Genomic DNA, 24617 nt, shown 5'->3' on the forward strand with positions numbered 1-24617 from the left:
CAGCGCCTGATCCGGACCTTTCCTCGCAAGGGTATCCGCTTCGTCGGGGCGGTGGAGGAGGTGACCGAGGCCACACCGGTGAACCTCGCCAGCGAGGTCAGGCTGCCCTCGCTCGCCGTCTTGCCCTTTGCCAATATCGGCAGCGATCCCGAACAGGACTACTTCGCCGACGGCATGGCGGTGGAGATCATCACCGCACTGACGCGGATCAGCGGGCTCTTCGTCATCGCCCGCAACTCCTCTTTCGTCTACAAGGGCCAGGCGGTCGACATCCGTCAAGTCGGGCGGGAGCTCGGTGTCGGCTATGTGCTGGAAGGTAGCGTCCGCCGCGGCGGCGACCGACTGCGCATTACCGGCCAGCTGGTTGATGCGGTGTCTGGTGCACATCTCTGGGCCGACCGCTTTGAGGGCGACCTTGGCGACGTCTTCGCACTGCAGGACCGCGTCGCGGAACGCGTCGTCGCAGCGATCGAGCCGACGCTGCAACTCGCCGAAATCGAGCGGCACCGGCAGGGGCGACCGGAGCGGCTCGACGCTGGTGACCTCCTACTGCGCGCCTCGGCGCTGGAGCATGAATTCACCGCTGACAGCATGGCGGCGGCGCTGCGCTGCCTCGAGCAGGCGCTGGCAATCGAGCCCGGCTATGCGCCAGCGATGGCCGCCGCGGCCTATTGCCACGCGCAGCGCCATTTCCAGGGCTGGGCTCCACCCTCTGGTGCGGTCTGTGCCGAGGCGCTGCGGCTGGCCAAGCGCGCCGTGGAACTCGCTCCCAATGACGCGCAGGTTCTGTGGATGGCGGCCTTCGCGGTGTGGAACATGGCGGGGGAGGGGCGGGAGAGGGCTCGCGAGCTGTTCGGCCGCTCGCTGCTGCTCAACCCGCACTCCGCCATGGCGCTTACCCTGGCCGGCTGGATCGAGATTGTCTGCGGCAACCAGGGCACCGGCCGCGAGATGCTGGCAAGGGCGCAACGGCTCAACCCGCGCGACCCACGCAGCTGGCTGCTCTCGGGCGCGATGGCGATCGCCGCTGTAGTCGATGAGGATTTTGCGCGAGCAGCGAGTTGGGCGGAGAAGGCGCTTGTCCAAAACCGGCGCTTCGCCGTGGCGCTGCGCGTGCTCGCCGTCGCCTTGGTGAAGCTTGGACAGCCGGAGCGGGCGAGGCAAGTCGTGCAGGAACTGTTGGCGATCGAGCCGGAGCTCACGATCTCGGGCTTCCTCGCTCGGATACCCATGCCTGTTGAAGCGATGGCAAGAACCTACGCCAAAGCGTTGGGAGTTGCTGGCTTACCCCAGTAGGAGCTTCAGATAGGGCGATTGTCTGTTCGGTAGAAACATCATGGAACATCTCGGGTGCCGAGGCGCTTTGACGTTCTAACCATCCGCAATTCAGCTGGCGTCTGCCGCCGGAACAGGCGAGGTTATGGAGCGGTGCCTCGCTTGCGGGAAACGGCATTGCCGCAAACTAGGCCCTGTTAGCGCCTGAACGCTGCGGCGTTGTTGGCGTTGGGCCGCCTTTGTGAAGGGGCGGCAGTGGTTCTGACAGATGAGCAATGGGCTGTGCTGGAGCCGCTGGTGGAGGCGTGCCGCCCGCACGCGAAGGTCCCGCCGAGCAACCTGCGGCGGACACTCTCGGCCATCATCGGGCGGCACACGAACGGGGCGAAGTGGCGCGCCGTGCCTGAGGCGTTCGGGCCGTGGTGGATGGCGGCGCAGACCTTCATTCGCTGGTCGCGCCTTGGCGTGTGGGAGCGACTGCTCGCCGTGGCGCAGGCACGCGGCGTCGAACTCGGCATGGCCTTCCTCGACGGCACCTCGATCCGCGCTCACCAGAAGGCGGCAGGGGCGGCCAAAAGCCGACACTTCGGCGCAGCGGGGCGCAGGTGAGGCGCTTGGCCGTTCTCGCGGCGGCTATGGCACCAAGGCCTGCGTGATCGCCGACGGGACAGGCCGCGCGGTTGCCTTTGCTCTTGCACCCGGCCAGGCGCACGAACTGCCCCATGCCATCCCGCTGCTCGCGCGCCTTCCCGGCGTGCCGGTCTGGGTAGTGGCCGACCGAGGCTACAGCAGCCACACCTTCCGCCAGCACCTCTGGGACCTCGAGGCGCGGCCCGCCATCCCGCCGAAGGTCAACGAGGCGACCGTCGCCTGCCCGGCGCCCGTCGACGTCAATCGCAACCGCGTCGAGCGCCTCTGGGCGAGGGCTGAAAGAGTGGCGCGCCGTCGCCACCCGCTACGAGAAGACCGCCGCATCCTTCCTCGGCGTGCTCTGCCTCGCCGCCACCGCCGACTGGCTCAGGCGCTAACGGGGCCTAGAGTGGCGTCGGCACCTAATGGGTGACCACAGGCAGCGACGGTCCCGGTGGTCCACGCCCAACAAGTGAGTCCCGGCCGACGGCCTGCCGGTCAGGCACCTTGGGTGGCCGTCTCCGGCGGGTACTATCCGTCTGGCGGCATCCAATAGCCGGCTCGACCTCGAGGTGCCGCTCAATAGTCTCGACCTAACAGCCGAGCCGAGGAGTAAACTGTGAGTTTGGCCTTGCCTCCGGCGTCTACGACGCGCGGCTCTGGGCCGGCCAACGCCGGAAGGCGAGCGGGCGCTGCGCGAGGCCTACGGCTACATTGCCCAAGGCGACGCCGCCTACACCCGCCGCGCCTATGCCGGTGACCGGCAGCACTTCTATGCTCCGGCTTCGGAGGACCAAACTACGTGTCGAGGCGGCTGGACTCATCATGGGGCGTGCTGGAGAGCATCGAGAACCCACAACACAACCGCTGCGTGGACGTGTTCACGCGTCCCGACGGAAGCTTCGGTTTAAAGAGTTCCGCCGCGATGCAGAGGACGCTGGAGTGTGGACCCGGTCCACTTTGTTGCAGCGGTCGGCGGCTTGGGCCGCTTCGGGTAGGATGAGGACGGGGCGTGCCCCGTTCACCGTCCAGGGGCCGCCCTCTTGCCATTCAAAGTCAACGCCGCTCGGCGTCACCACATTCCCAAGCAGAAGCACCGGGTCACCAACTGGGCCGAGTACGATGTCGGCCTGCGCGCCCGTGGCAGCCTCACCGTTTGGTTCACGCCGGAGGCGATCGAGGCCTGGAAAGCCGAGCCACGCACTGGACGGGGCGGGCAGCCCATCTACTCCGCGCTGACGATCGCCACTGCCCTGACGCTGCGGGCGGTGTTCCGCCTGGCGCTGCGCCAAACCGAAGGCCTGATCGGCTCCATCCTGCAGTTGCTTGGCCTCGACCTCGCCGTGCCGGACCACTCGACCCTCAGCCGCCGGGCCGAGACGCTGGAGGTGACGCGGCCGCGCTGCGAGCGTGAGCCGGTGCACCTGTTGGTCGACAGCACCGGACTACGGCTGTGCGGTCCCAGCAGCTGGCTGGACGAGAAGCATGGCAGCAAGCGGCGCCGAGCCTGGAAGATGCTGCACCTCGCCACCGACGCCGACACGGGTCAGATCGTCGCCTCGCTGCTGACCGACAGGGATGCCGATGACGGCTCGCAAGTCGGCCCCTTGCTCGATCAAGTCGATGGTTCGATGGCGGCCTTCATCGGCGATGGCGCCTACGACCGGGACGATGTCTACGGCGAGGTCGCGGCGCGCTATCCCGACGCGGTCGTAGTGGTCCCGCCACGCTTGAGCGCGGTGCCGAGTGCGATGGCCGAGACCACGCCGACCCAGCGGGACGTGCATCTGCAATGTATCGCCGAGCGCGGCCGCCTGGGTTGGCAGCGAACCTCCGGATATAACTGGCGTGCTCTGGTGGAGGCCGACGTCTCCCGGTGGAAGCGCGTCATCGGCGACGGGCTGCGTTCGCAAACTGATGGGCGCCAGACGACGGAGGTAGCCATCGCCGCCGACGTGCTGAATCGAATGCTCGAGCTTGGGCGGCCGGACTACGTCCGCATCGCATGATCCCAAACGCGGACGGGGATCAATGCGTCCAGGCCGCTGACCCGTGCAACACGATGGCGGCGATCTCCTGCGCCGCTGTCACGATGGCCTGCGCGCCGGAGCCGCAGACGCGGTTCACCGTCATCGCCGGCACCGTCACCGGCACCCCGCCATGGATGGCGGCCTGCCGGGCCGGGTTCATCCGGTTGCCGGCCTGGACGACACTGCCGACCTTCTCCGGCGCGAGGCCAGCGCGCGAGGGTCTCGCGTACCATGGTGGCGCCAAGCTCCGTCGCGGGCACGCCCTTCAGCATGCCGTTATACGAACCGATCGCGGTGCGGACCGGGTGGTAAAGGACGATCTCCTGCGTGCTCATGGCCTTCTCCGCGCCGCCGTGGCGCCGCTGCTGCTGATCCGTCAGGCCGCGCCGAGGCGGCGTCTTCGCGAAGGGCAGGCTGCGCACCCGCTGCCCGGTGAGCGCCGCGACCGCATTGGCCACCGCCGGCGGCACGCCGGGCAGGCCCGGCTCGCCGATGCCGCCCATCGGCGCACCGCTCTCGACGATCTTCACATGCACCCGCGGCATGCGGTCGCGCGCCAGGATTGAGTAGGAGTCGAAGTTACGCGCCTTCGGCGCGCCGTTCTCGAACACCGCCTCCTCCAGCAGCGAGGAGGAGAGCCCGAGCGCGACGGCCGACTGCACCTGCGCCGTGATGATGGCGGGGTTGACGACGGAGCCCGGGTCGATCGCCACCCAGACATCATGCACCACGACCTCGCCGTCGCGGATCGAGACCTCGGCGATGGTCGCCACCTCGGTCCCGAAGGGCGTCGCCATAGCGACGCCGCGGGCGTGCCGGCCGCCCTCCGCCTCGAACGGGCCCCGCTTCCACCCGCCGGAGAGATCGGCCACCGCCTGCAGTAGGGCGCGCTGGCGCGGCCGGTCCCGCAGCAGCGCCATGCGCAACGCGAAGGGGTCCTGGCCGCCGGCCTCGGCCACCTCGTCGAGGAAGGACTCGTAGAAGTAGTCGTTCATCGAATGGCCGACCGAGCGCCAGAAGGCGATCACCACTGGGTGCGCCTGCCGGACATAGTCGATGCGGCGGTGCGGGATCGCGTAGGGCTTCTCGACGATGCCCTCGACCACCGAGGGATCGACCGGGGAGGTGCCGAGCACGGCGCCGAAGTAGCGGCCGATCGGGCCCTCGCCGACCACCGCGGCATGCAGCGCGACCGGCATCCCGGCCGCGTCCAGCCCGGCCCGGAAGCGGGCGAAGCCGAGCGGCCGCAGCGCGTCGCGGCCGAACTCCTCCTCCCGGCTCCAGAGCACCTTCACCGGCCGTCCCGCGGCCTTGGCCAGCAGGATCGCCTGCACGAAGGAGTTTGCGTGGTCGTAGAGGAAGTGCCGGCCGAAGAAGCCGCCGAGCATGGGCGAGTGCAGCGTGACCTGTGCCGGCTCCAGCCCGGCGATCTTCGCTGCGACGGATTGGAACAGCTCCGGCATCTGGTTCGGCGCCCAGAGCTCCAGCCCGCCCTCCGGGGTGAAGCGCGCGAGGGCGGAGGGCGGCTCGAGCTGCCCATGCGCCAGGTAGGGCGCGTCGTATACCGCCTCCACCACCTTCGCCGCGCCGCGCAGCGCCGCCTCGGCATCGCCCTCGCTCTCGGCCGGCACGCCCGCGCCGCGCTCGGCCCGCAGCGAGGCCAGCATCCCGGCCGAGGAGAAGTCGGCGGGCAAGCCGCCCTGGCCGTCCGTCCAGGCGACCTGCAGCGCCTCCACCGCGCGGCGGGCGCGCCACCAGCTTCTCGGACAGCACCGCGACCGCGCCGGGGAGGCGATGGATGGACTGCACCCCGGGCATCGCACGCACCTCGGCTTCGTTCAGCAGCGCGCCGGCTCGGCGCCGAGCCTCGGGGCATGCTGCACCGCCGCCTGCAGCATGCCCTCGACCCGCTGGTCGATGCTATAGCGGGCCCGGCCGGTGGACTTATCGTGGATGTCGAGCCGCGGCACCGGCTTGCCGATCCAGCGGAAGCTCTGCGGATCGCGCAGCGGCACGGTCTCCTTCGGCGGCAGCGCCAGGGCGGCGGGGCGAGCTCGCCATAGCCGCGGCTGCGGCCGGAGGCGCGGTGCAGGACCCGGCCGGCCTCGGTGGTCAGCTCGGCTTCTGGCAGCTTCCACTCCAGCGCCGCGGCGCGGACCAGCATATCGCGCGCGGTGGCGCCGAGCCGGCGCATGATCGCGTAGGAAGAGCGGGTGGAATAGGAGCCGCCGGTCATCCGGATGCCGTTCACCACGAGGTAGTCGGCGCCGGGTGGGGCGCAGTCCACGATGAAGCGCTCGGGCTCGACATCCAGCTCCTCGCCGACGATCTGCGCCATGGCGGTGGCGATGCCTTGGCCGCCCTCGACGAAGGGGCTCAGCAGCCGCACCGTGCCGTCGGGGCGGATCTCTAGGAAGGCGGGGACGCGGGTGCCGGGCCGCGGCGCCGCGGCGGCGGCGCCCTCCCGCTGGGCACGCGCCATGCGGCCGGGCAGGGCGATGCCGAGGACGAGCGCACCGGCGCCGAGGCCGAGCAGGCCGCGCCGGGACAGGTTGGCGGGCCGGGCGGAGAGGCGCAGCGCGGCGGCCTGCGCCAGGGTCGGGATCGTGCCGTCCATCGTCATGCTCCTCAACCCGCCGCCGCCTGGCGGATGGCATCCGCGATGGCGTTGTAAGTGCCGCAGCGGCAGAGATTGGTCATCGCCGCGGCGATGTCCTCGTCCGAGGGCTTCGGCGTCTGCTGCAGCAGCGCCGTCGCCGCCATCACCTGGCCGGACTGGCAATAGCCGCATTGCGGCACCTGCCGCGCCACCCAGGCCTCCACCACGCGGCGGCCGACCGGATCCGCCTCGATCGTCTCGATGGTGGTGACCTGCGCGCCGGCGACGGCCTCGACCGGCGTGACGCAGGAGCGCGTCGCCTGCCCGTCCACCAGCACGGTGCAGGCGCCGCATTGCGCGATGCCGCAACCGTATTTCGTGCCGACCAGGCCGAGCGTGTCGCGGATCGCCCAGAGGAGCGGCGTGTCCGCCTCGATGTCGAGGCGGTGGATCTGGCCGTTGATGGTGAGCTCGATCATGGGATGTCCTGCGGCATGCGAAGGAATAGTCCTAGTGTGCGGCGTCGTGGAACCAGACGCCGGAGCGGACGGCGGAAGCCAGGGTGGTGCCGTAGATGACCAGGGCGAGCGCGGCGGCAGCGAAGAGCCAGCGCAGCTCGCCGGTGAGCCGCAGCGCCAGCCAGCCGCCGCCGGCCGCAACCAGCAGCCGCAGGAAGCCGATACCCAGCGGCCAGGCGAGCCGGCCGGCGCCCTGCGAGGCGAAATAGAGCGCCATGCCGAGGCCGAAGAAGCCATAGGCCGGCCCGACGAGGCGGAGATAGGTGCTGCCCGTCCCGAGCATCGCCGGGTCGGCGCTGAACAGCGCCAGCCAGGCGCCCGGCCAGATGGCGGCGGCGAGGCCCACCGCCTCGGTCAGGACGAAGGCAAGGGCACCGCCGGTCAGGGCGATGCGCAACGCCCGCTCGCGCTGCCCGGCGCCAATGCTGGTGCCGACCAGCGCGACGAGCGGCGCGCCGAGGCCGAAGGCGAGCGGCACCAGCAGGTATTCCAGCCGCGCCCCGGTGCCGAAGCCGGCCACCGCGTCGAGCCCCGCATGCGCCGCCACCAGCGCGGTGAGCAGCGCGATGGTGACGTTGGTCTGCAGCGAGGTGATCGAGGCGACCGCGCCGATGCGGAGGATCTCGCGCAGCATCGGCCAGCGCAGCGGCACCGGCCGAAAGCGCGCGAGGTTGCGGCCGGAGAGCACGTACCAGCCGAGCACGGCGCAGCCCAGGACGTAGAAGCTGACCAGCGCCGCGCCGCCGCCGGCGACGCCGAGCGCGGGAAAGGGCCCGATCCCGAAGATCAGCAGCGGCGAGAGCGGCACCAGCAGCACCACGCCGGCGCAGATCACCAGGGCCGGCACCAGCATGTTGCCGGTGCCGCGGATCACGCTCGCCAGCCCGTTCATCAGCCAGAGCAGCGGATTGCCGAGGAAGACGATATTGGAATAGGCGAGCGCCGCCTCCAGCGCGCCGCCCTCGCCGCCGAGCGCCCGGTAGATCGGCCGGCCGAAGAGCAGCATGACGGCCGAGAAGCCGAGCCCGAGCGCGAGGTTGATGACGACGGCATGTAGCACCAGCGCATCCGCCGCATCGCGCCGGCCCGCGCCCAGCGCCGCGCGCGACGGCCGAGGAGATGCCGCCGCCCATGGCGCCGCCCGAGACCATCTGCATCAGCATAACCGGCGGGAAGACCAGCGCCATGCCGGCCAGAGCGTCCGTGCCGAGATGCGAGACCCACCAGGTCTCGATCAACCCGGTCGAGGCCTGGGGCGAGCATGATGAGGATGTTCGGCCAGGCCATGCGCAGCAGCATCGGCACGATCGGGTCATGCAGCAGGCGCTGGGTGCGCGGGTTCAGCGTGGCGGCGGCCGTACTCATGCGCCGGTCCCCCTCGGCGCTGGCGCGCGGGCGCCGTAGACCTGCAATCCGCAATAGGCGGCGGCCAGCAGCGGCGTGGCGAGACCCGCGGCGGCGGCCCGGCGGAGCAGGTCGCCGAGGATGTGGTCGGCCTCGAGCCGCGGCGCCGCCGCCTCGATGTCGCGCATCATCGAGGCCGCCCAGCGCGAGGTCGGGTCGGTGAGCATGCGGCTGGTCTGCTCGGCGGAAGCGGGGCCTGGCGCATGGCCCGCGGCGGCGGCGATGGCACGGCACTCCGCCATCATCGCCTCGGCGATGGCGCGGCCGTCCTGGGTCGCCATGATTTCCCCGACCGTGCCGCGCATCAGGCAGGTCAGCGCCGCCCCGGCGGCGAGCATGCACCACTTCTCCCACATGTCCTGCAGAATGGCGTCGCTGGCCCGGGCGGCGACCGGGGTGCGGGCGAAGAGCCCGGACAGCGCCTCGACCTGCCAGGGCGGCGCGCCCGCGCGTCCGCCGAAGAGGATCAGGTCGCCCGGGCTGGTGTGGCGGATGGTGCCGTCAGGGGCGAGCGTCGTGGCGATGTGGCAGGCGCCGCCGAGCACCCGGCCGGCGCCGAAGCGAGCATCCAGCGCATCGAAATGCGCCAGGCCGTTCAGCAGCGGCAGCACCGCCGTCTCCCGCCCGACCACCGGCGCGACGGCCTCAATCGCGCTGTCGAAGTCGTAGGCCTTACAGGTGAGCAGGACGAGGTCGAAGGGGCCGGTGACCGCGCCGGCGAGGAGACGCGGCACCGCGCGCCTGAGCGTTGCGCCGCGGCTGGCCACCACCAGCCCGTCGCGGTCGAAGCTGCGCCGCGCGGCGCCCCCGCACTAGGAAGCTGACCTCGCCACCGGCCTCGGCCAGGTGCAACCCGTAATATCCGCCGATGGCGCCGGCGCCGAGGACGAGGATGCGCATCCGACACAGCTCCTGCCGAAGATTGTGGCCGCATTGATGACGACCGCAATGTTTGACATAAGTTGCGCTCGCCATTAAAACTGTCAAGCCGACAAATCGGCGATGGGAGGGCGCCAGTGCGCGTCTCGAAGGAACAGGCTGCAGAAAACCGGGCCAGGATCGTGCGGGAGGCTGCCCGGCTGTTCCGTGAGCGGGGCTCTCCGGCGCCGGCGTCGATGCACTGGCCGAGGCGGCCGGGCTGACCCATGGCAGCCTCTATAGCCAGTTCGGCTCGAAGGAGCGGCTGGCGGCCGAGGCGATCGAGCATGCGCTGGCCCGCAGCGCCATGGCGCGCATTCCCGAGGATGGTGGGCCGGAGACCCTCTCGACGATCATCGCGCGCTATCTCTCGCCGGCGCATCGCGATGCGCCCGGCAAGGGCTGCACCTTCGCCGCGCTCGGCTGCGAGATGCCGCGTCAGGGCGCGCCGGTGCGGCGGGCCTTCACCGAGGGGCTGCGTGCCCGGCTGGCAGGCTTGTCCGCGCTGCTGCCGGGGCAGAGCAAAGCGCGGGAGGACCGGGCCCTGGCGCTGCTGGCCGGCATGGTCGGGGCCCTCATCCTCGCCCGCGCGGTGGATGACCCTGAGTTCTCTGACCGTATCCTGGATGCAACCAGCGCCGCCTTGCAGGACCACGTTCAGGTCGAGTGAGGGTGGAGGCACGGCCCACGTCACCTTTATGCTGATTAGCTTGGTGCTTGGGACGGTCGTGGCCTGTTTTAGCAAGTCGGGCTGCGGCGCGGCCGCTAAGGCAGAACCATGCACTTCCCGCGGGTTAGAGCCCATCCGGAAAGGAATTGAATCGCCTGAATCGGATGTGATCTCGCTGTTCCTGCGGGCGATCTGCGGGAGGAGACGGATGGCATGGACGGCGGAACATCGGCGTGCGGCGGACCGGCGGGGGCTGCGCTATCCCTCAGATTTGACGGATGCCGAGTGGGCGCTGGTTGCGCCACTGATCCGGCCAGCGAAGCACGGCGGCAGGCCCCGCAAGGTGGACGTGCGCGAGGTGTTGAACGCGGTGTTCTACGTGCTCTCCGCCGGCTGCCAATGGAGCGCGCTGCCGAAGGACCTGCCGCCGAAGAGCACGGTTTGGGATTACTTCTCGCGCTGGGAATGGGAAGGCACCATCGAGCGCATCCACCACGCGCTCTACGTCGCGGTGCGCGAGGGTGCCGGGCGTGAGGCCAGCCCGACGACCGCGATCATCGACAGCCAGACGGCGAAGGGCGCGCAAAAGGGGGCTCTACGCTCGACCCGTCCGGCTACGACGCGGGCAAGAAGGTCGTCGGCCGCAAGCGCCACCTGCTGACCGATACCATCGGCATGCTACTCGCGGTCATCGTGCATCCCGCCAACGTGCAGGACCGCGATGGCGCCGAGCCGCTGCTGCGCCAGGCGCGCAGGCTGTTCCCCTTTGTCGAGCGCATCATCGGCGATGCAGGCTATCAGGGGCCGAAGATGGCCGCCGCCGTCGCCCGCACCGGTACATGGAAGATGGAGATCGTGCGACGCTGCGATAGGCGCACCGCTTCGTCGTGCTGCCGAAGCGCTGGATCGTCGAGCGCACCATCGGCTGGATCAGCCGCAACCGGCGGCTGGCCCGCGACTTCGAGCGGCATTGCCGCATCGCCGCCGCCTTCGTCCGCATGGCCATGATCCGCATCATGCTTCGACGGCTGGCAACAAAGCCCTCAGCATGAACCCAAACTTCCCGGATGGGCTCTAACAACTTGACTATGCCCCGGGCAGGGCTATCGGGGAGGCTAGCGCGTCACCGCCGGCGCCATCACGCCGTCGGGCCATTCCGATGCCTGCCTCTGCGGTTGCGGCGCGCAGGACGGCGCCGGCACCGCGCATGGCTGGAAGCCGCTCGGCGGCTGGCGCTTCGGCAACACTATCGATGGCTGTCAGGCGGAGTACCTGCTGGTCCCGGACGTCATGGCCAACCTCGTGCCGGAGCGGCTGGCAATGGCGCGGCAACTTGGAGCTCCGCGCTACTATTCCGACCGATGCCGCGACGGTCTGGTGCTGGAATGCCGTGCCATCCGCAATGCGCGGGAGGAGATCGGCCTCGACAGCATCATCGTCATGGTGCCGTTCCGCTGCGGGCGGCGGACCAGGCCCTCGCGATCATGGCCGAGCACGGGATGCGGCGCGGCGAGGCCGGCCTGCAGGTCCATGTGATGCGCGAGATCCCCGCCAACCTGATCCTGGCGGAGGAACTTGCGGCCCACTTCGACGGCTTCTCCAGCGGATCGAACGATCCGACGCAGCTCGTGCTCGGGGTGGACCGGGATTCGGCCGAGATCGCCGGCCTGTTCGACGAGCGCGACCCGGCGGCCAAGCGCATGATCGCCGAAGTCACCGGCCGTGCCCGGACCTGCGGCGAGGCGCCGGGCGACCACCCGGGCTTCGCGGCCTTCCCGGTCGAGCAGAAGATCGATCCCATATCGCTCAACACGGACAGCTTCGCCGCGCCCTGCGGCGCGTCGCGGAGGCCGAGGCGTGGTGCTGAACCCATTTGCGCAACGCCCCGTCCGCGCAGCCGGCCTTCGCCGCGATCAGGCCGATCAACGCCCGCCGCGAGGCGTGATCCACTGGAGTAAAGCCGCAGGGCGGCCTGATCCCGCCCTGGCTGCGGAGGCGGCCCGGGCCGGGAGTAGTATCCTGGCCGGGATCGTGCTGTTGGCCGACCACGCCGCGCCGCACGCCACCTTGCCGCCAGAGCGTCGCCGAGGGGCCGGCAGGCCCCGGGTGAAGCCCAGGGAGAGACCAATGTCCAAGCCCACCGCCTACCGGGGCGTCTTCCCCGTCGTCCCCACCATCTTCGACGCATCCGGCGCGCTCGACCTCGAGGGCCAGCTGCGCGCCGTCGACTTCATGATCGATGCGGGCTCCGAGGGACTCTGCATCCTGGCGAATTTCTCCGAGCAATTCGTCCTGACGGACGCCGAGCGCGACCAGGTCATGCGGGCGGTGCTGCGCCATGTCGGCGGCCGGGTGCCGGTGATCGTCACGACGACGCATTTCGGCACCGCCATCTGCGCCGAGCGCAGCCGGCGGGCGCAGGAGGCCGGGGCGGCGATGGTGATGATCATGCCGCCCTATCACGGCGCCACCATCCGCGTCGGGGAGGCGGCGATCTTCGACTTCTTCCGCCGCGTCTCGGACGCGATCGACATCCCCATCATGATCCAGGACGCGCCGGTCAGCGGCACGCCGCTTTCCGCGCCCTTCCTCGCCCGCATGGCGCGGGAGATCGAGCGGGTCGCCTACTTCGAGGTCGAGACGCCGCAGGCCGCGGCCAAGCTGCGCGAGCTGATCGCGCTCGGCGGCGAGCATGTGGTCGGCCCCTGGGACGGGGAGGAGGCGATCACCCTGCTCGCCGACCTCGATGCCGGCGCCACCGGGTCGATGACCGGCGGCGGCTTCCCCGACGGGATCCGCCAGATCACCGATCCCTACTTCGCCGGCGACCGGGAGGCGGCGGTGGCCGCCTATGGCCGCTGGCTGCCGCTGATCAACCACGAGAACCGGCAATGCGGGCTGCTGGCCGCCAAGGCGCTGATGGAAGCGGGCGGCGTCATCCGCTGCGGCCTGCCGCGCGCGCCGCTGCTGCCGCTGCACCCGGCGGCGCGGGAAGGGCTGCTGGACGCGGCGCGGCGGCTGGATCCGCTGGTGCTGCGCTGGGGGCGCTGAAGGAAGACTGGGGGAGAAGGTATTCTCCCCCAAGCCCCCTCATCTATTTCTGTGAGTCGGCACTCGCTGCGCGGCGGCACTCGACTCACAAAAGGGAAGGGAGGGGTTCGGGGAGGGAATACCTGTTTCCCTCCCCGACCTTCCTACCCCGGCACCAGCTCCTGCCGCACCGGCGCCTCGGCCGCGATCCGCGCCCAGCCATAGAGCATCGGCACCATCTCCACCGCGGACCAGGGTGCGTTCTGGTCGGCGTAATGCGGGCTGCCCGGATGGCCCGAGGCGCCGTGGAACACCGCCCAGCGGCTGGCATCCCAGTCGCCGACATCGAAGACGTAGCGCGCCAGCGCGCCATAGGTCGCGGCGGGGCCGGAGGCCGGCAGCAGCCCGGTCGCCAGCACCGTGTCGCCATCCCCGCCGATGGCGCGCGCGGGCGGGTCGAGCAGCGCCGCCGCCTCCGGGAACAGCGCCGAGAGCGGATGCGCGAGGCGCGGCCGATGCGCCTCGCCCCATGGCCGTGGCGCCTCCGCCCCGGCGCGGCGCAGCGCCTCGGCCAGCGCCTGGTCCCAGGACCAGCCGCCGAGCAGCGCCGCGTCGTCGGCCCGCAGGAGGTTCGGCAAGGTCCACCAGAGCTGGCCCTGCGGCACCACGCCGGGCGCGACCGCCAGGAAGGGATGCGCGCCGAGCCTGGCCAGCCCGCTGCGCTCCGCCAGCACCGCGGTCAGCGCCCGGCGCAGCGCCACCCAGCCCGCCGCCGCCTCCGACCCCGCCGCCATCTGCCCGTCCCAGCCGAGCAGCCGCGCCGCAGCGCCGCCGCCCCGGTGTCCTCCGGCACCGGCAGCGCCGCCAGCCGCGCCTGCAGCAGCGCCGCATGCGGGGAGAGCGTGTCGGCATGCAGCGCCGCCGCATCCGCCGGGGCGAAGCGGCCGGTCGCGGCGATCCGCTCGGCGATCCGCCGCGCCCGGTAGGCCGGGTGGCAATCGGTGCAGAGGTAGTCCGGGTGATCGTCCGCCACCACGCGGTTGTTGGCGGTGACGATGACGCCGCCCGGCGGGTCGATCACGACCGGCATCGCCTCGACCCAGCCCTGCCAGTCATGCGCGCCGGTCCAGCCCGGCACCGGCAGCCAGCCATTCTCCCGGCCGCGCCGCGGCACCCGCGCCCGCACCAGGTGGCCGATCGCGCCGGCCGTGTCGGCCGCGACCAGGTTGTGATCGATCAGCCCCCAGCCGCGCGTCGCCTCGAACAGCGCGGCGACGCTGCCGGCGCGGGCCATGCGCGGCAGGCAGTCGAAGGAGAGGTCGGTCTCGGCGAGATTGCACGCTGCGCAGCGCCAGCACCGTGCCGGCGCCGCCGGCGATGACCGGGCCGTGCCGCGTCTCCAGCACCTCGAACTCCCGCGGCGCGGCGCCGCGCACCGCGATCCGCTCGGTGCGGCGCGCCACCGTCTCCCAGGCGCCGCGGTAGAGCGCATGGGTGCCGCCCTCGTCCAGCCTCTCCAGGTAGAGGTCGTGGATGTCCATGAAGGCATGCGTCACGCAATAGGCGACGCGTCCGTTATGGGCGAAGTGCGGGAAGCCCGGCACGCCGGGGACCGTCAGCCCCACCATGTCGAACTCGGCGCAGGCCAGGTGGTGCTGCGCGTACATGTTGGGGATCTCGAAGACTCGGTGCGGGTCGCCGGCCAGCACCGGCCGCCCGGTCGCGCTGCGCGCCGGCCCGACCGCCCAGTTGTTGCTGCCGCCGCCGGTCTCGTCGCCCTGTGCCGTTGCCAGCAGCGCCTCGATCGCCGGGCGCAGCGCGGCGAAGTCTGCCGCGTGCCGCGTCGCCTCCGCCCCCGGCGGGGTGCGGAGCAGGTCGCCGCCCGCGCCGTCGTCCGTAGCGCAGCGCGCCGATGGTCTCCGCGCCGACCACCGGCAGCGCCGCGGCGCGCGCCAGAGCTTGAACCAGACCGAGCCCATCAGCAGGCCGAGCCGCCGCATCACCGCGATGGAATGCCAGGCCCTCCCAGGGCTCCGGCACCGCACGTCGAGCAGCGCGTATTCGATCGAAGCCGGCGCGCCAGATGCGATGAAGGCGTTCACCCCCGCGGCGTAGCGGTCGAGCATCATCCGCGCCTCGGGCCCGAGCGCCGCGGCGTCGCGCCCGCAGGCCGCCTCCATCCCAAGGCGGCGGGCGAGGATGTCGGCCTCGGCCGCCGCCGGGCCGAGCCATTCCGCGGCGCGGCCGAGGCGCCCGGCGGCGGAGTCAGCTCCATCTGGAACAGACGGTCCTGGGCATGCACGAAGCCGAGCGCCATCCAGGCATCGGCGGCGCCTCCCTCGGCGCGGATATGCCGGCACGCCCCAGGCATCGCGGAACACTGCGACCGGCCGCTCCAGCCCGGGCAGCGGCGGCGTGCCGTCCAGCGGCGGCAAGGCGGCGCGCAGCGCGGCGGCGTCGATGGCGAGGCCTGAGTCATTCCGGTCGTTCCCCCGCATCCCGGCGCATGGTGCGTGCGCTGTCCGGCGCTGTCGATCCGTCGGGCCACCCGACCGTTTGCAGGGCCGGTACACCTCGCCGCATTGCCGGAGCGACCGCTGCGGCGGATGCCGCGCCGTCAGCCGGCCCGGCAGTGGGCGACGAAGCCTTCCAGGAATTCCGGTCCAGCTGCGCCGCAATGCCGGCATCCGTCAGCGCGCCCGCCGCATCGAACACCCCTGGGCGCGGGAGACCATGAGCCGGCCGCCGAACCACGGACAGGTCCCGAGCGTCCGCAGCACCGGCAGCCAGGCATCCCTGCGCCAGGATCGTACCGAAGCCGCCAAGCGAGGCGCCGATCACCGCGACGGGCCGGTCGCCGAAAACCCGGCCAGCGATATCGCCGGTGGGACGCGAGGAGCCAGTCGATCGCGCGTTCTTGAAGGGAGCCGGGTATGGGTTGTTGCTGCGTCCGGCGTGACGAGGAGCAGACCGTCCGCCCCAGGCGATGCGATCCTTCAGGGCGACGACCGCGGCGGGGAGGCCCTCTGCCGCCTCGAGGTCGCCGTCGTAGAGCGGGATGCCATGGATCGTCGCCACCTCGAGGCTGGCACCGCACGGCATGCGCTTCGCCGCCGCCTGCAGCAAGGCGGTGTTGTAGGAACCACGGCGCAGGCTTCCCCGACAATCCGATCAGTCGCATACGTGCATCTCCCTCCGCGCTGGCTGCAGCCGGCGATCCTCTCCTCAGCAGGCCCGGACCGGAGGCGGCGGCGCGCCGTCACTCACGAAGCCGGGGGCGAATGCCGCGTGCAGCTCCTGCGTCGTCAGACCTCCACCTGCCAGAACATCCCGGGAAGCTCGACGGGATCAGGTTGCGCAGCCGCGAGCGATAGCCGGCCGGGCGGGCGAACTGGCCCCACATCACGCTGGGCACGAGGTCGTAGGCCCTGGCCTGGATGCGTTCGGCGATCCGCTGCCGCGCTGCGGCGTCGGCCGCCTGCGCGTGAGTCCTGCAGCAACCCGTCGATGCCGGCATCGCAGCTCCAGCCCGGGTAATCGGCGCAGTTGTTGGCGATGTAGAAATGGTTGAGCGGAGACGCCATGTCGATGCCGTTGGAATAGACCGGGAATATACTCCAGCCGTCCCGCTTCGCGCGGCGGGCGAGCACGGTGCCCCAGTCCAGCTGCTCTGCTCCTCCACCGTGAAGCCCGGCGTTGCGCATGTTGGCCGCCAGCACCTGTCCCGCGGTCTGCGAGATGGAGCCCGAGACCCTGCAGCATGATCACCGTCTCGCCGCGATAGGCGGTGCGGGAGAGGAGTCCCTCGCCGCCTCGACCGAGAAGCGCGCCGCCTCGGCGCCCGCCGCGGTCTCGGCCGGCGTGCCGCACATCCAGAAGGAGGGGCAGGCGCGGACCGAGAAGCGCTCCGGGATGCCGATCGCCTGCAGGATCTCCGCCTGGTCCACCAGCTTGCCACGGCACGCGCCGCACGTCGGGGTCGGCGAAGGGGCCGCTGGCGTGGTTGAGCCGAGAATTGCCCTGCAACATGTCGATGCCGCCCGGCTCCATCACCCGGATGGCGCGGTTGCGTTCCAACTGGGCAATGCGGTCGAAGGGCAGGTACTGCATGTAGTCGATCTCGCCGGCGAGCAGCGCGCTGGCTGCGGTGCCGTCATCCGGCATGACCTTGAGGACCAGCTTGCTCGATCCGTACCTGCTTGCCGCCGGCGAGGAAATCCGCTGGCTCGGCGCGCGGGCGGTAGTGCGGGTTGCGGAGGAGGGCGTCATGTGCGGTCGCCGGTGCGCCATTCCGCGGCGCGGAAGGCGAAGGGGCCGGAAGCCGACGATCTCGGTGATGCGGCCCTCGCCGGCGGCGCGGATGATGCGCTCCGGCAGCATGAAGGGTGCCGGTGCGTTGGGCTTGCCGAGCACATCCAGCAGCAGCAGGAAGGGGCTGCTTCAGGACCAGCCCGAAGCGGCGGGCATCGGTGGCGCGGAGCTCCGCGGTCGCCGCCAGCAGCATGCGGCCGAGGCTGTCGCGCGGCATCCAGCGACGCAGCGAGGCGACGCAATCGGCGGCCGTCACCGGCGTGCCGTCGTGCCAGAGCTAGGGCCGTTCCGCAGGGTGAAATCCCATCTGAGGCCGTCGGCGCCTGCCGTGGAAGGCCTCGATCATCTGCGGGTGGATGGCGCCGCGCGCGTCCATCGAGCACAGAGCGTGTCGAAGCACCTGTAGTAGCCGAAGCTGCGGGTGATCGCGGCCGTGGTTGCATGCGGGTCCAGGATGACCGCCTCCGACTCCGGCACCACCGTCAGGCTGCCGGAGGCAGTGGCGCCGGCGATGCGCGCGGGCGGCGAGGGCGAGCGCGCGCGCCGAGGAGCCCACGACGGGTCGGGCTGGTGAGGCTCATGCGGCGTCGGTCTCCCGTTGCGTGCGAAAAGCGGCAGGGGTCGGTCCGTGGACATGGCGGCGGACGGAGCGGGGACGAGGCAGGGCTGGCGGGCCGGCAGTCGAGATGCCGATTGGCGCTATCGCTGCCGCGGACCTGAATTGTGGCAGCAAAAAGGCGTCGAGGGCTGCGCCGGGGTTTGCCGTTTCGGAGAACGGCAAGGTGCAGATGAAGAACCTCCCTCGGCACCCGGCGGCCGCAATGACGGAGAGGGCGCATTCCGCGAAGACAGCGGGGACGGGGCGTTCCTCCCGCGGCGGCGGGCCGGCGCCGGGCCTGCCCCTGCCAGGCACGGTCGCGCCCCGGGCCGCCCTGGCCTCAGCGTGGGGCGCGCGGCAGGCTTGCCCTCGGTCACCTCCTTGATCCAGGTCAGTGCCGCCGACGGCAAGCGGAAGGCCCAGCGTCGGGATGCCGGCAGCGCCACGCATGCTTCAGCGCCTCCTTCGACATCCCTTCCTCCAGCGCCCGCCGGCAATGCGAATCACACCGGGCTCCGCCCCGCGGCGATGGCGAGCGCCAGCTTCACCAGCCGGAGCGCCTCGCCTTCGACCGGCCCGGCCCCGGCGCAGGCCTCGCCGAGCGCGGCATAGGCCAGGTAAAGCTCCGGATAGCGCGCCCCACCTGCCCCGCCGCAGCGCGAGGTTCCACTTGTCCTGGTGCATCCGTTCCGCTTTCGATCGGTCAAGCGCTCCCTGGGAACGCGCCAGGCTCAGCCCAGCTTCCCGTCCGCCCGCGGCCGCAGCAGCATCGGCCCGTGTGCCGCGAGGAACAGGCCGAGAAGCCAGGATCCGGAGCGTCCCGGCCGCGGCATGGGGCAGCAGGCCCGGCAGGAGGCCGGGGCCGAATGCGCGCACGCAAGCGCCGCGGCGGGCGAGGCGGCGATGGCGCGGCTGCTGCGCCGAGCTTCACCCAGCACTTGCCACGCGGCACGGTGCTGTTCGACCAGCACCGAGGTGCCGAACTTCCTGCACCTGTTGCTCGGCGGCAGCGGAGCCCTGCAGGCGCGGGACGAGGTCGGCACCGAAACCACCGTCGAGATCTTCGGGGCCGAGGAGCTCTTTCCTGGTGGCCGGCCGCCATGCTCGGCCTGCCCTATCATGCCTCCGGCGCCGCGCGTACCGACATCCGCGTGCTGATGATCCCGGCCGACGTATTCCGCGAGGGCATCGCCGGCGACCCGGCCTCGGCCGAGTACCGCGATCGAGCTGCTGTCGCGGCACAGGCGCCTCATGGTTGACGCAGGTCGTCGACCTGGAGCTGCGCTCGGCCGAGCGGCGGGTGGCGCGCTCCTGGCCCGGCGCGTGCCGGAAGAAGCCGGGGCGGGCGTCGCCGACCTGCGCGAGCCCCGCGGCGCGATCGCCGTCCGGCTCGGCATGACGCCGGAGACGCTGTCGCGGACGCTCGACGGCCTCGAAGCCCGAGGGGTCATCCGCCTCCTCGCCGCGGGAGGCCCAGGTGGTGGATCGCGCCCGCCTGCTGCAGATCGGCGCCCCGCCCCGGCAACCTGAGCCTGGCCGGGCGAAGGGTCCTGCGGCCGCTTTCACCAGGGCCCGCCCTTGAAGCCGGGCGGCGGAGGGGCGAGGCTTCAGGGCATGGCCTCCACCCCCCAGGACGAGGCGCGCGCCGCCCTCGACGCCGCCGGCCAGCTGCCGGATGGCGAGATCGACATCGCCTCCGTCGCGCTGCAATTCGCCCGCATCGATGCCCCGGACGCCGATTGGCGCGCCGCCGCGACGGCGTTATCCGAACTCGCCCAGGGCCGCGGTCGCCGCGGCGACGCTGCACCGGGATGCCGATGCCGGCGATGCCGAGCGGCGACGGGAGGTGCTGGCGAGCGTCATCCATGGCCGATTTCGCTTCGCCGGCGACACGGAACGCTACGACGACCCGGCCAATGCCAACCTGATTCAGGTGACGGAGCGCCGGCTAGGCCTGCCGGTCGCGCTCGGCGTGCTCTGGCTGCATGCCGCCGAGGCCGCCGGCTGGGCGGCGCATGGCATCGACTTCCCCGGGCATTTCCTGGTGGCGGTCGAGGGCGGCCGGGCGCAGGCGCTGGTCGATGTCTTCGCCGGCGGGGCTGGGCTGGCCGCGCCCGACCTGCGCGCCCTGATCAAGCGGATCGAGGGCGAGAGGCCGAGCTCCGCCCCGGCCTGCTGCGCCTGATGGACAAGCGGGCGGTGCTGCTCAGGCTGCAGAACAACATCAAGCTGCGCCGGCTGAGGGCCGGCGACCTGCCCGGCGCGCTTTCCTGCACCGAGGACATGCTTCGCCTGGCGCCCGATGCCGCGCTGCTGTGGCGGGAAGCGGGGCTGATGAACCAGCGGCTGGACCGGATCGGCGCGGCGCTCGGCTGCCTCGACCGCTCGCTGGCGATCGAGCCGGAGGGTGAGACGGCGCGGCGCATCCGGGCGGTGGTCGAGGAGCTGCGCCACCGGCTGAACTGACCTCCCCCTGGCGTCGGCGCGCCCGGGATGCCAACAAGCCGGCTGAGAAGCCCACCAAGGGGGAGAGACAGCCCGATGGCAGCCTTGCGCGTCGCGGTCCAGATGGACCCGATCGAGAGCATCAACATCGATGCCGACAGCACCTTCGCCCTGATGCTGAGGCGCAGGCGCGCGGCCACCAGCTCTGGCACTACCACGTCCGCAACCTCGCCTTGTCCAACGGCCGGGTCACCGCGCTGGGCGAGCGCGTGACGGTCGAGCGCCGGCACGGCGCGCACTGGAAGTTCGGGCCGAAGGAGGAGCTCGACCTCTCCACCATGGACGTGGTGCTGATGCGGCAGGACCCGCCCTTCGACATGGCCTATATCACGGCCACCCATATCCTCGAGCACATCCACCCGAAGACCCTGGTGGTGAACGACCCGGCCAGCGTGCGGAACGCGCCCGAGAAGATCTTCGTCACCCATTTCCCCGAGCTGATGCCGGAGACGCTGGTGACCGCCGACCGCGGCCAGATCCTGAAATTCCCGCGAGACGCACAAGGACATCATCGTCAAGCCGCTGTTCGGCAATGGCGGCGCCGGGGTCTTCCACATCAAGCCCGGTGATTCCAACCTCAACAGCCTGATCGAAATGTTCACCGAGCGCTCGCGCGAGCCGCTGATGGTGCAGCGCTACGTGCCGGAGGTGCGGAAGGGCGACAAGCGCATCATCCTGGTGGACGGCGTGCCGATGGGCGCGATCAACCGCGTGCCGGCGGAAGGCGAGGCGCGCAGCAACATGCATGTCGGCGGCCGGCCAGAACAGACCACGCTGACGGCCCGCGAGCGGGAGATCTGCGAGCGAATTGGCCCTAGCCTGCGCGAACAGGGGATGATCTTCGTCGGCATCGACGTGATCGGCGACTACCTGACCGAGATCAACGTGACCTCCCCCACCGGGCTGCAGGAGATCGCGCGCTTTGACGGCGTGCACCTGGAGAAGGCGATCTGGGACGCGATCGAGGCGAAGCGGAAGGGCGCTTGATCCCGGGTGGACCAAGGCTTAGCCAACCGGCGAGGAGGCCTCCTGCAATGCCTGGTCCCGTGACGATCCATGCCGCGAAGACGCATCTCTCGGTCCTGGTCGCCCGGGCCGAGGCGGGGGAGACGATCGTCATCGCCCGGGGCAACACGCCAGTGCCCAAGCTGGTGCCGCTGCACCCGCCGGCCCCGGTGAAGCGCCGGACCTTCGGCTGCCTGGCCCATCTGGACTTGGTCGGCGAGGAGGCGATGGAGGGCTGGAGCGAGGCGGAGATCACGGCGTGGGAAGCAGGCCATCTCGGCGACCCGCTGCGGTCGCCGTGGGGCTCCTGCTCGACACCCACGCCTGCTCTAGTGTGGCCTCTGCAGCGACGCCGGCCAACGCCGCGTTGATATCGCAGCAAACTCCATCCGGATTGAAGTTGATCTGGGCAGCTCCGCTGATGTCGTGCGCAAGGCTCCGCTCCACAAGCCTACTGCCAAAGCCCCGGTGTCCTGGGGGATAACCAGCGAACCACCGCGTTCCGTCCACGTGAGGCGGAACTGTGGCTCCGCCTTCCGGCACAACGTCCCACTGGATCTCGACATGGCCTCCCAGCACGGACAGGGCGCCGTACTTGGTTGCGTTTGTTGCGAGCTCGTGAAGCACCATCGTCCTTCGTCAGAACTGATGAGACAGAAGGGCTGGGTTGGGGCGCGAAGGATTTCTGGCTCATCGCAACCGCCAAGGAGTGAAGATAAGCCAGAAACCCTCCGCCCCGGTCGCCCGTAGATCGGCTGCCGCCAAGGCTCCGGCCGAGCAGGTGGTGCGCGACATCCGGACCCAGATGAGCCATACTCTCCGCTAGATCCGGCCCCAACTGTCCCAAAGCACCTGACGACGGACAAGCGTCATTGCCGCCCGGTCTTCGAGATCCTCGTTGCGGATGGCCACGCTGTTGTCGGTGGTGCCCGGCAGCATCCGGAGGGCGCCCATCATGGTCCCGATCAGACGGTCCATGTGCCACCCCAGTGCGGTGTCGTCGTCGGGCAGTATTGCAGGCCTATGCCGTATTCAGCCGCGCCATGCCGGAACGCCTGCGCATGGAACTCCTTGGCATTGTCGAGGTGCAGGCGTTCCGGCAACCCAGCCACAGGCCAGACCAGGTCGACACTCCTGCCCCGCAGACACGCTTCCTTCGGCAGCACGGCATGGCTCAGGACCATGGCGACCGACAGCGCCGATGGCGGCTCCAGTCTGTAGATAGAAGCCGGCCATGCGGGTCGCCACGTCAATGGCGGAGAGTCGGCCAGGGGCGGCAGAGAACATGCATGTCCTGCTCCGACATGGCGAAGACCTCGGCCAAGGCGGCGACGCGCTCGACATAACCGCTCAGAAGGCGGGTTCCCGCGGTCTGCCCACGAGGACGCGGGAGCACGGCGGTCACAGTCGGGTCAGTTCGCGGACGGTAAGGAGACGATAGCCTTATGCCCGCCCGATGCCCAGTTCCCGCGCTGCTGCGTCGGTCAACGTCCGGGTCGTGTACTCGACCTTGCACAGCGGCATCATCACCCGCAGCCGCCGTTCACCGGCGGACCAGATGGAACCGTCAGGCTCATGGAGTTCGGCGCGTCCCGTCATCGCCGACCCCGCTTCAGGACGATTATACTCTCACCGGTCGCGAGTAGCCGGTTCAAGGAGAAATCGTCAGCCGTAAGGCGCTGCGTTCGTCATGAGACTGAGTCTACGGTTTAGCGAATTTCTTCAGGTGCGACGTTCACAGGCGAAGGGCCCCAGCGGCTGACAAGTCACTGGCAGATCGCCGCAGGCTCGGTCATGCGCAACTCGCCGTCGTCAAGCAGTGAAATGGTGCCAGCTGGATTGCTGGCGAGGTAGTCCGGCGCGGCAACGCGCGGCGGAAACGGCAGCCTGCGTACTTCCTAGGGCAAGCTCATCTCTTCCAGCGCCCAGAGCGGACGGAAGGAGCGCACGGCGGACCAGTGGTGCAGCACGATCACAGCGGCCTCGCCGAATGGTTTGAGGGTAGCGCATGCAGTGGGCAAACTCGACCCCGCTCTCAGCGCCTGACCTGCCGGAGGTGCGGGCAAGGCGGGAGGGCGACAGGGCTGGCGCCTGCGGGTGAGCGGCGTAGGCTGCCGCGCGGAGGAGGACACCAAGAATGAGGAAGCTAGTTCTGATCGCGGCGCTGGCGGTCTTAGAGCCCATCCGGAAAGGAATTGAATCGCCTGAATCGGATGTGATTCGCTGTTCCTGCGGGCGATTCGCGGGAGGAGACGGATGGCATGGACGGCGGAACATCGGCGTGCGGCGGACCGGCGGGGGCTGCGCTATCCCTCAGATTTGACGGATGCCGAGTGGGCGCTGGTTGCGCCACTGATCCGGCCAGCGAAGCACGGCGGCAGGCCCCGCAAGGTGGACGTGCGCGAGGTGTTGAACGCGGTGTTCTACGTGCTCTCCGCCGGCTGCCAATGGAGCGCGCTGCCGAAGGACCTGCCGCCGAAGAGCACGGTTTGGGATTACTTCTCGCGCTGGGAATGGGAAGGCACCATCGAGCGCATCCACCACGCGCTCTACGTCGCGGTGCGCGAGGGTGCCGGGCGTGAGGCCAGCCCGACGACCGCGATCATCGACAGCCAGACGGCGAAGGGCGCGCAAAGGGGGCTCTACGCTCGACCCGTCCGGCTACGACGCGGGCAAGAAGGTCGTCGGCCGCAAGCGCCACCTGCTGACCGATACCATCGGCATGCTACTCGCGGTCATCGTGCATCCCGCCAACGTGCAGGACCGCGATGGCGCCGAGCCGCTGCTGCGCCAGGCGCGCAGGCTGTTCCCCTTTGTCGAGCGCATCATCGGCGGTGCAGGCTATCAGGGGCCGAAGATGGCCGCCGCCGTCGCCCGCACCGGTACATGGAAGATGGAGATCGTGCGACGCTGCGATAGGCACCGCTTCGTCGTGCTGCCGAAGCGCTGGATCGTCGAGCGCACCATCGGCTGGATCAGCCGCAACCGGCGGCTGGCCCGCGACTTCGAGCGGCATTGCCGCATCGCCGCCGCCTTCGTCCGCATGGCCATGATCCGCATCATGCTTCGACGGCTGGCAACAAAGCCCTCAGCATGAACCCAAACTTCCCGGATGGGCTCTTAG

31 protein-coding genes and 6 pseudogenes are annotated in these 24617 nt (G+C 70.6%); 15 read left to right on the top strand and 22 right to left on the bottom strand.

What is annotated here, in order from left to right:
• The first annotated feature begins 51 nt into the window (after positions 1 to 51).
• From ACQ86J_RS18360 to ACQ86J_RS18370, 3 genes and pseudogenes are all read left to right on the top strand, one after another.
• Positions 52 to 1296, top strand: coding sequence for a tetratricopeptide repeat protein (locus tag ACQ86J_RS18360; protein WP_431272457.1), 1245 nt, complete (start codon positions 52 to 54; stop codon positions 1294 to 1296).
• Between the two features lie 234 nt (positions 1297 to 1530).
• Positions 1531 to 2303, top strand: a pseudogene (locus ACQ86J_RS18365) (IS5 family transposase).
• A 645-nt stretch (positions 2304 to 2948) separates the two neighbouring features.
• Positions 2949 to 3914, top strand: coding sequence for an IS5 family transposase (locus ACQ86J_RS18370; protein ID WP_431272203.1), 966 nt, complete (start codon positions 2949 to 2951; stop codon positions 3912 to 3914).
• On the opposite strand, the gene ACQ86J_RS18375 is transcribed toward ACQ86J_RS18370, so the two are convergent.
• The 7 genes and pseudogenes from ACQ86J_RS18375 to ACQ86J_RS18405 form a co-directional block, all read right to left on the bottom strand.
• Positions 3896 to 5671 carry a molybdopterin cofactor-binding domain-containing protein gene (locus tag ACQ86J_RS18375; RefSeq protein WP_431272204.1) on the bottom strand — a complete coding sequence of 592 codons (1776 nt, stop codon included), beginning with the start codon at positions 5669 to 5671 and terminating at the stop codon, positions 3896 to 3898. The two genes, ACQ86J_RS18370 and ACQ86J_RS18375, sit on opposite strands and share 19 nt — an antisense overlap.
• Before the next feature lie 102 nt (positions 5672 to 5773).
• Positions 5774 to 5950 (bottom strand): hypothetical protein, encoded by a 177-nt coding sequence (locus ACQ86J_RS18380; RefSeq protein ID WP_431272851.1) that lies wholly within the window; start codon positions 5948 to 5950, stop codon positions 5774 to 5776.
• 92 nt (positions 5951 to 6042) lie between these two features.
• Positions 6043 to 6558 (bottom strand): annotated as a pseudogene (locus tag ACQ86J_RS18385) (molybdopterin cofactor-binding domain-containing protein); the annotation flags it as partial.
• A 5-nt stretch (positions 6559 to 6563) separates the two neighbouring features.
• Positions 6564 to 7013, bottom strand: coding sequence for a (2Fe-2S)-binding protein (locus tag ACQ86J_RS18390; RefSeq protein ID WP_431272205.1), 450 nt, complete (start codon positions 7011 to 7013; stop codon positions 6564 to 6566).
• 31 nt (positions 7014 to 7044) lie between these two features.
• Positions 7045 to 8112, bottom strand: coding sequence for an MATE family efflux transporter (locus ACQ86J_RS18395; RefSeq protein ID WP_431272206.1), 1068 nt, complete (start codon positions 8110 to 8112; stop codon positions 7045 to 7047).
• 301 nt (positions 8113 to 8413) lie between these two features.
• Entirely contained in the window at positions 8414 to 9190 is a 777-nt protein-coding gene (locus tag ACQ86J_RS18400; protein WP_431272207.1) for a 2-dehydropantoate 2-reductase, read from the bottom strand.
• Complete coding sequence (locus tag ACQ86J_RS18405; RefSeq protein WP_431272208.1) at positions 9129 to 9356, bottom strand: 2-dehydropantoate 2-reductase N-terminal domain-containing protein; 228 nt, start codon at positions 9354 to 9356, stop codon at positions 9129 to 9131. The genes ACQ86J_RS18400 and ACQ86J_RS18405 overlap by 62 nt, the downstream gene beginning before the upstream one ends.
• 325 nt (positions 9357 to 9681) lie before the next feature.
• On the opposite strand from ACQ86J_RS18405, the gene ACQ86J_RS18410 reads away from it, so the two are divergent.
• The 5 genes and pseudogenes from ACQ86J_RS18410 to ACQ86J_RS18430 all read left to right on the top strand — a co-directional run bounded on the left by ACQ86J_RS18410 (position 9682) and on the right by ACQ86J_RS18430 (position 13095).
• Complete coding sequence (locus tag ACQ86J_RS18410; RefSeq protein ID WP_431272209.1) at positions 9682 to 10044, top strand: hypothetical protein; 363 nt, start codon at positions 9682 to 9684, stop codon at positions 10042 to 10044.
• 208 nt (positions 10045 to 10252) lie between these two features.
• Positions 10253 to 11096, top strand: a pseudogene (locus tag ACQ86J_RS18415) (IS5 family transposase).
• A gap of 238 nt (positions 11097 to 11334) precedes the next feature.
• Positions 11335 to 11580, top strand: coding sequence for a hypothetical protein (locus tag ACQ86J_RS18420; RefSeq protein ID WP_431272210.1), 246 nt, complete (start codon positions 11335 to 11337; stop codon positions 11578 to 11580).
• Positions 11544 to 12002, top strand: coding sequence for a putative PEP-binding protein (locus ACQ86J_RS18425; RefSeq protein ID WP_431272211.1), 459 nt, complete (start codon positions 11544 to 11546; stop codon positions 12000 to 12002). The genes ACQ86J_RS18420 and ACQ86J_RS18425 overlap by 37 nt, the downstream gene beginning before the upstream one ends.
• A 169-nt stretch (positions 12003 to 12171) precedes the next feature.
• Positions 12172 to 13095 carry a dihydrodipicolinate synthase family protein gene (locus ACQ86J_RS18430; RefSeq protein WP_431272212.1) on the top strand — a complete coding sequence of 308 codons (924 nt, stop codon included), beginning with the start codon at positions 12172 to 12174 and terminating at the stop codon, positions 13093 to 13095.
• 143 nt (positions 13096 to 13238) lie between these two features.
• Here the strand turns inward: ACQ86J_RS18430 and ACQ86J_RS18435 are convergent, their stop codons facing one another.
• From ACQ86J_RS18435 to ACQ86J_RS18485, 11 genes and pseudogenes are all read right to left on the bottom strand, one after another.
• Positions 13239 to 13868 carry a penicillin acylase family protein gene (locus tag ACQ86J_RS18435; RefSeq protein ID WP_431272213.1) on the bottom strand — a complete coding sequence of 210 codons (630 nt, stop codon included), beginning with the start codon at positions 13866 to 13868 and terminating at the stop codon, positions 13239 to 13241.
• The gene (locus tag ACQ86J_RS18440; RefSeq protein ID WP_431272214.1) at positions 13814 to 14566 is read right to left on the bottom strand and encodes a penicillin acylase family protein; all 753 of its coding nucleotides are present in this window, start codon (positions 14564 to 14566) and stop codon (positions 13814 to 13816) included. Before ACQ86J_RS18440 ends, ACQ86J_RS18435 begins: the two co-directional genes overlap by 55 nt.
• Positions 14463 to 15275, bottom strand: a pseudogene (locus tag ACQ86J_RS18445) (penicillin acylase family protein); the annotation flags it as partial. The gene ACQ86J_RS18440 and the pseudogene ACQ86J_RS18445, both read right to left, overlap by 104 nt.
• Complete coding sequence (locus ACQ86J_RS18450; RefSeq protein WP_431272215.1) at positions 15200 to 15553, bottom strand: penicillin acylase family protein; 354 nt, start codon at positions 15551 to 15553, stop codon at positions 15200 to 15202. The pseudogene ACQ86J_RS18445 and the gene ACQ86J_RS18450, both read right to left, overlap by 76 nt.
• Positions 15550 to 16200 (bottom strand): NADPH-dependent FMN reductase, encoded by a 651-nt coding sequence (locus ACQ86J_RS18455; RefSeq protein WP_431272216.1) that lies wholly within the window; start codon positions 16198 to 16200, stop codon positions 15550 to 15552. Before ACQ86J_RS18455 ends, ACQ86J_RS18450 begins: the two co-directional genes overlap by 4 nt.
• Before the next feature lie 179 nt (positions 16201 to 16379).
• A complete protein-coding gene (locus ACQ86J_RS18460; protein ID WP_431272852.1) occupies positions 16380 to 16793 on the bottom strand; it encodes a hypothetical protein in 414 nt (137 codons plus the stop codon).
• Positions 16794 to 16838: 45 nt separating this feature from the next.
• Positions 16839 to 17021: a hypothetical protein gene (locus ACQ86J_RS18465; RefSeq protein ID WP_431272853.1), complete on the bottom strand. Its 183-nt coding sequence runs from the start codon at positions 17019 to 17021 to the stop codon at positions 16839 to 16841.
• 76 nt (positions 17022 to 17097) lie between these two features.
• Positions 17098 to 17343: pseudogene (locus ACQ86J_RS18470) on the bottom strand (hypothetical protein); the annotation flags it as partial.
• A complete protein-coding gene (locus ACQ86J_RS18475) occupies positions 17228 to 17641 on the bottom strand; it encodes a hypothetical protein (RefSeq protein WP_431272854.1) in 414 nt (137 codons plus the stop codon). The gene ACQ86J_RS18475 and the pseudogene ACQ86J_RS18470, both read right to left, overlap by 116 nt.
• A gap of 86 nt (positions 17642 to 17727) precedes the next feature.
• Positions 17728 to 17862, bottom strand: coding sequence for a hypothetical protein (locus ACQ86J_RS18480; protein ID WP_431272217.1), 135 nt, complete (start codon positions 17860 to 17862; stop codon positions 17728 to 17730).
• A 624-nt stretch (positions 17863 to 18486) separates the two neighbouring features.
• Positions 18487 to 18690, bottom strand: coding sequence for a hypothetical protein (locus ACQ86J_RS18485; RefSeq protein WP_431272218.1), 204 nt, complete (start codon positions 18688 to 18690; stop codon positions 18487 to 18489).
• 159 nt (positions 18691 to 18849) lie between these two features.
• Here ACQ86J_RS18485 and ACQ86J_RS18490 point away from each other — a divergent pair, with 159 nt between their 5' ends.
• The 6 genes and pseudogenes from ACQ86J_RS18490 (at position 18850) to ACQ86J_RS18515 (ending at position 21864) form a co-directional block, all read left to right on the top strand.
• Positions 18850 to 19242, top strand: coding sequence for a hypothetical protein (locus ACQ86J_RS18490; RefSeq protein WP_431272219.1), 393 nt, complete (start codon positions 18850 to 18852; stop codon positions 19240 to 19242).
• A 64-nt stretch (positions 19243 to 19306) separates the two neighbouring features.
• On the top strand, positions 19307 to 19513 hold the full coding sequence (locus ACQ86J_RS18495; protein WP_431272220.1) for a helix-turn-helix domain-containing protein: 207 nt from the start codon (positions 19307 to 19309) through the stop codon (positions 19511 to 19513).
• 193 nt (positions 19514 to 19706) lie between these two features.
• Positions 19707 to 20168 (top strand): transglutaminase family protein, encoded by a 462-nt coding sequence (locus ACQ86J_RS18500; RefSeq protein WP_431272221.1) that lies wholly within the window; start codon positions 19707 to 19709, stop codon positions 20166 to 20168.
• Positions 20168 to 20449: a tetratricopeptide repeat protein gene (locus tag ACQ86J_RS18505; RefSeq protein WP_431272222.1), complete on the top strand. Its 282-nt coding sequence runs from the start codon at positions 20168 to 20170 to the stop codon at positions 20447 to 20449. The genes ACQ86J_RS18500 and ACQ86J_RS18505 overlap by 1 nt, the downstream gene beginning before the upstream one ends.
• Positions 20450 to 20524: 75 nt before the next feature.
• Positions 20525 to 21475, top strand: a pseudogene (gene gshB, locus ACQ86J_RS18510) (glutathione synthase).
• A 47-nt stretch (positions 21476 to 21522) separates the two neighbouring features.
• Positions 21523 to 21864 carry a type II toxin-antitoxin system Phd/YefM family antitoxin gene (locus tag ACQ86J_RS18515; protein WP_431272223.1) on the top strand — a complete coding sequence of 114 codons (342 nt, stop codon included), beginning with the start codon at positions 21523 to 21525 and terminating at the stop codon, positions 21862 to 21864.
• A 451-nt stretch (positions 21865 to 22315) separates the two neighbouring features.
• Here ACQ86J_RS18515 and ACQ86J_RS18520 read toward each other — a convergent pair whose 3' ends face one another.
• The 4 genes from ACQ86J_RS18520 to ACQ86J_RS18535 form a co-directional block, all read right to left on the bottom strand.
• Positions 22316 to 22471: a hypothetical protein gene (locus tag ACQ86J_RS18520; RefSeq protein WP_431272224.1), complete on the bottom strand. Its 156-nt coding sequence runs from the start codon at positions 22469 to 22471 to the stop codon at positions 22316 to 22318.
• Positions 22459 to 22677, bottom strand: coding sequence for a hypothetical protein (locus tag ACQ86J_RS18525; protein WP_431272225.1), 219 nt, complete (start codon positions 22675 to 22677; stop codon positions 22459 to 22461). The genes ACQ86J_RS18520 and ACQ86J_RS18525 overlap by 13 nt, the downstream gene beginning before the upstream one ends.
• A 65-nt stretch (positions 22678 to 22742) precedes the next feature.
• Positions 22743 to 22898: a hypothetical protein gene (locus ACQ86J_RS18530; protein ID WP_431272226.1), complete on the bottom strand. Its 156-nt coding sequence runs from the start codon at positions 22896 to 22898 to the stop codon at positions 22743 to 22745.
• A gap of 38 nt (positions 22899 to 22936) precedes the next feature.
• A complete protein-coding gene (locus tag ACQ86J_RS18535; RefSeq protein ID WP_431272227.1) occupies positions 22937 to 23092 on the bottom strand; it encodes a hypothetical protein in 156 nt (51 codons plus the stop codon).
• A gap of 657 nt (positions 23093 to 23749) precedes the next feature.
• Between ACQ86J_RS18535 and ACQ86J_RS18540 the strand changes: the two genes are divergently transcribed.
• A protein-coding gene (locus tag ACQ86J_RS18540; RefSeq protein ID WP_431270049.1) for an IS5 family transposase occupies positions 23750 to 24590 on the top strand; the annotation gives its coding sequence in 2 pieces (ribosomal slippage) (positions 23750 to 24120 and positions 24119 to 24590; 843 coding nt in all).
• Positions 24591 to 24617: the final 27 nt, after the last annotated feature.

It is taken from the genome of Dankookia sp. P2, from assembly GCF_050632255.1.
In the GTDB taxonomy this organism is placed as follows: Bacteria; Pseudomonadota; Alphaproteobacteria; order Acetobacterales; family Acetobacteraceae; genus Paracraurococcus.

Bases quoted from the DNA above. Each gene is read 5' to 3' on its own strand.
- ACQ86J_RS18390 (WP_431272205.1), bottom strand. From the start codon at position 7,013: ATGATCGAGCTCACCATCAACGGCCAGATCCACCGCCTCGACATCGAG.
- ACQ86J_RS18405 (WP_431272208.1), bottom strand. From the start codon at position 9,356: ATGCGCATCCTCGTCCTCGGCGCCGGCGCCATCGGCGGATATTACGGG.
- ACQ86J_RS18410 (WP_431272209.1), top strand. From the start codon at position 9,682: ATGGCGCGCATTCCCGAGGATGGTGGGCCGGAGACCCTCTCGACGATC.
- ACQ86J_RS18420 (WP_431272210.1), top strand. From the start codon at position 11,335: ATGGCCAACCTCGTGCCGGAGCGGCTGGCAATGGCGCGGCAACTTGGA.
- ACQ86J_RS18425 (WP_431272211.1), top strand. From the start codon at position 11,544: ATGCGGCGCGGCGAGGCCGGCCTGCAGGTCCATGTGATGCGCGAGATC.
- ACQ86J_RS18430 (WP_431272212.1), top strand. From the start codon at position 12,172: ATGTCCAAGCCCACCGCCTACCGGGGCGTCTTCCCCGTCGTCCCCACC.
- ACQ86J_RS18435 (WP_431272213.1), bottom strand. From the start codon at position 13,868: ATGGCGGCGGGGTCGGAGGCGGCGGCGGGCTGGGTGGCGCTGCGCCGG.
- ACQ86J_RS18440 (WP_431272214.1), bottom strand. From the start codon at position 14,566: ATGCGCTCTACCGCGGCGCCTGGGAGACGGTGGCGCGCCGCACCGAGC.
- ACQ86J_RS18450 (WP_431272215.1), bottom strand. From the start codon at position 15,553: ATGACTCAGGCCTCGCCATCGACGCCGCCGCGCTGCGCGCCGCCTTGC.
- ACQ86J_RS18490 (WP_431272219.1), top strand. From the start codon at position 18,850: ATGCGCGCACGCAAGCGCCGCGGCGGGCGAGGCGGCGATGGCGCGGCT.
- ACQ86J_RS18500 (WP_431272221.1), top strand. From the start codon at position 19,707: ATGCCCCGGACGCCGATTGGCGCGCCGCCGCGACGGCGTTATCCGAAC.
- ACQ86J_RS18505 (WP_431272222.1), top strand. From the start codon at position 20,168: ATGGACAAGCGGGCGGTGCTGCTCAGGCTGCAGAACAACATCAAGCTG.
- ACQ86J_RS18515 (WP_431272223.1), top strand. From the start codon at position 21,523: ATGCCTGGTCCCGTGACGATCCATGCCGCGAAGACGCATCTCTCGGTC.
- ACQ86J_RS18520 (WP_431272224.1), bottom strand. From the start codon at position 22,471: ATGGACCGTCTGATCGGGACCATGATGGGCGCCCTCCGGATGCTGCCG.
- ACQ86J_RS18525 (WP_431272225.1), bottom strand. From the start codon at position 22,677: ATGGTCCTGAGCCATGCCGTGCTGCCGAAGGAAGCGTGTCTGCGGGGC.
- ACQ86J_RS18535 (WP_431272227.1), bottom strand. From the start codon at position 23,092: ATGACGGGACGCGCCGAACTCCATGAGCCTGACGGTTCCATCTGGTCC.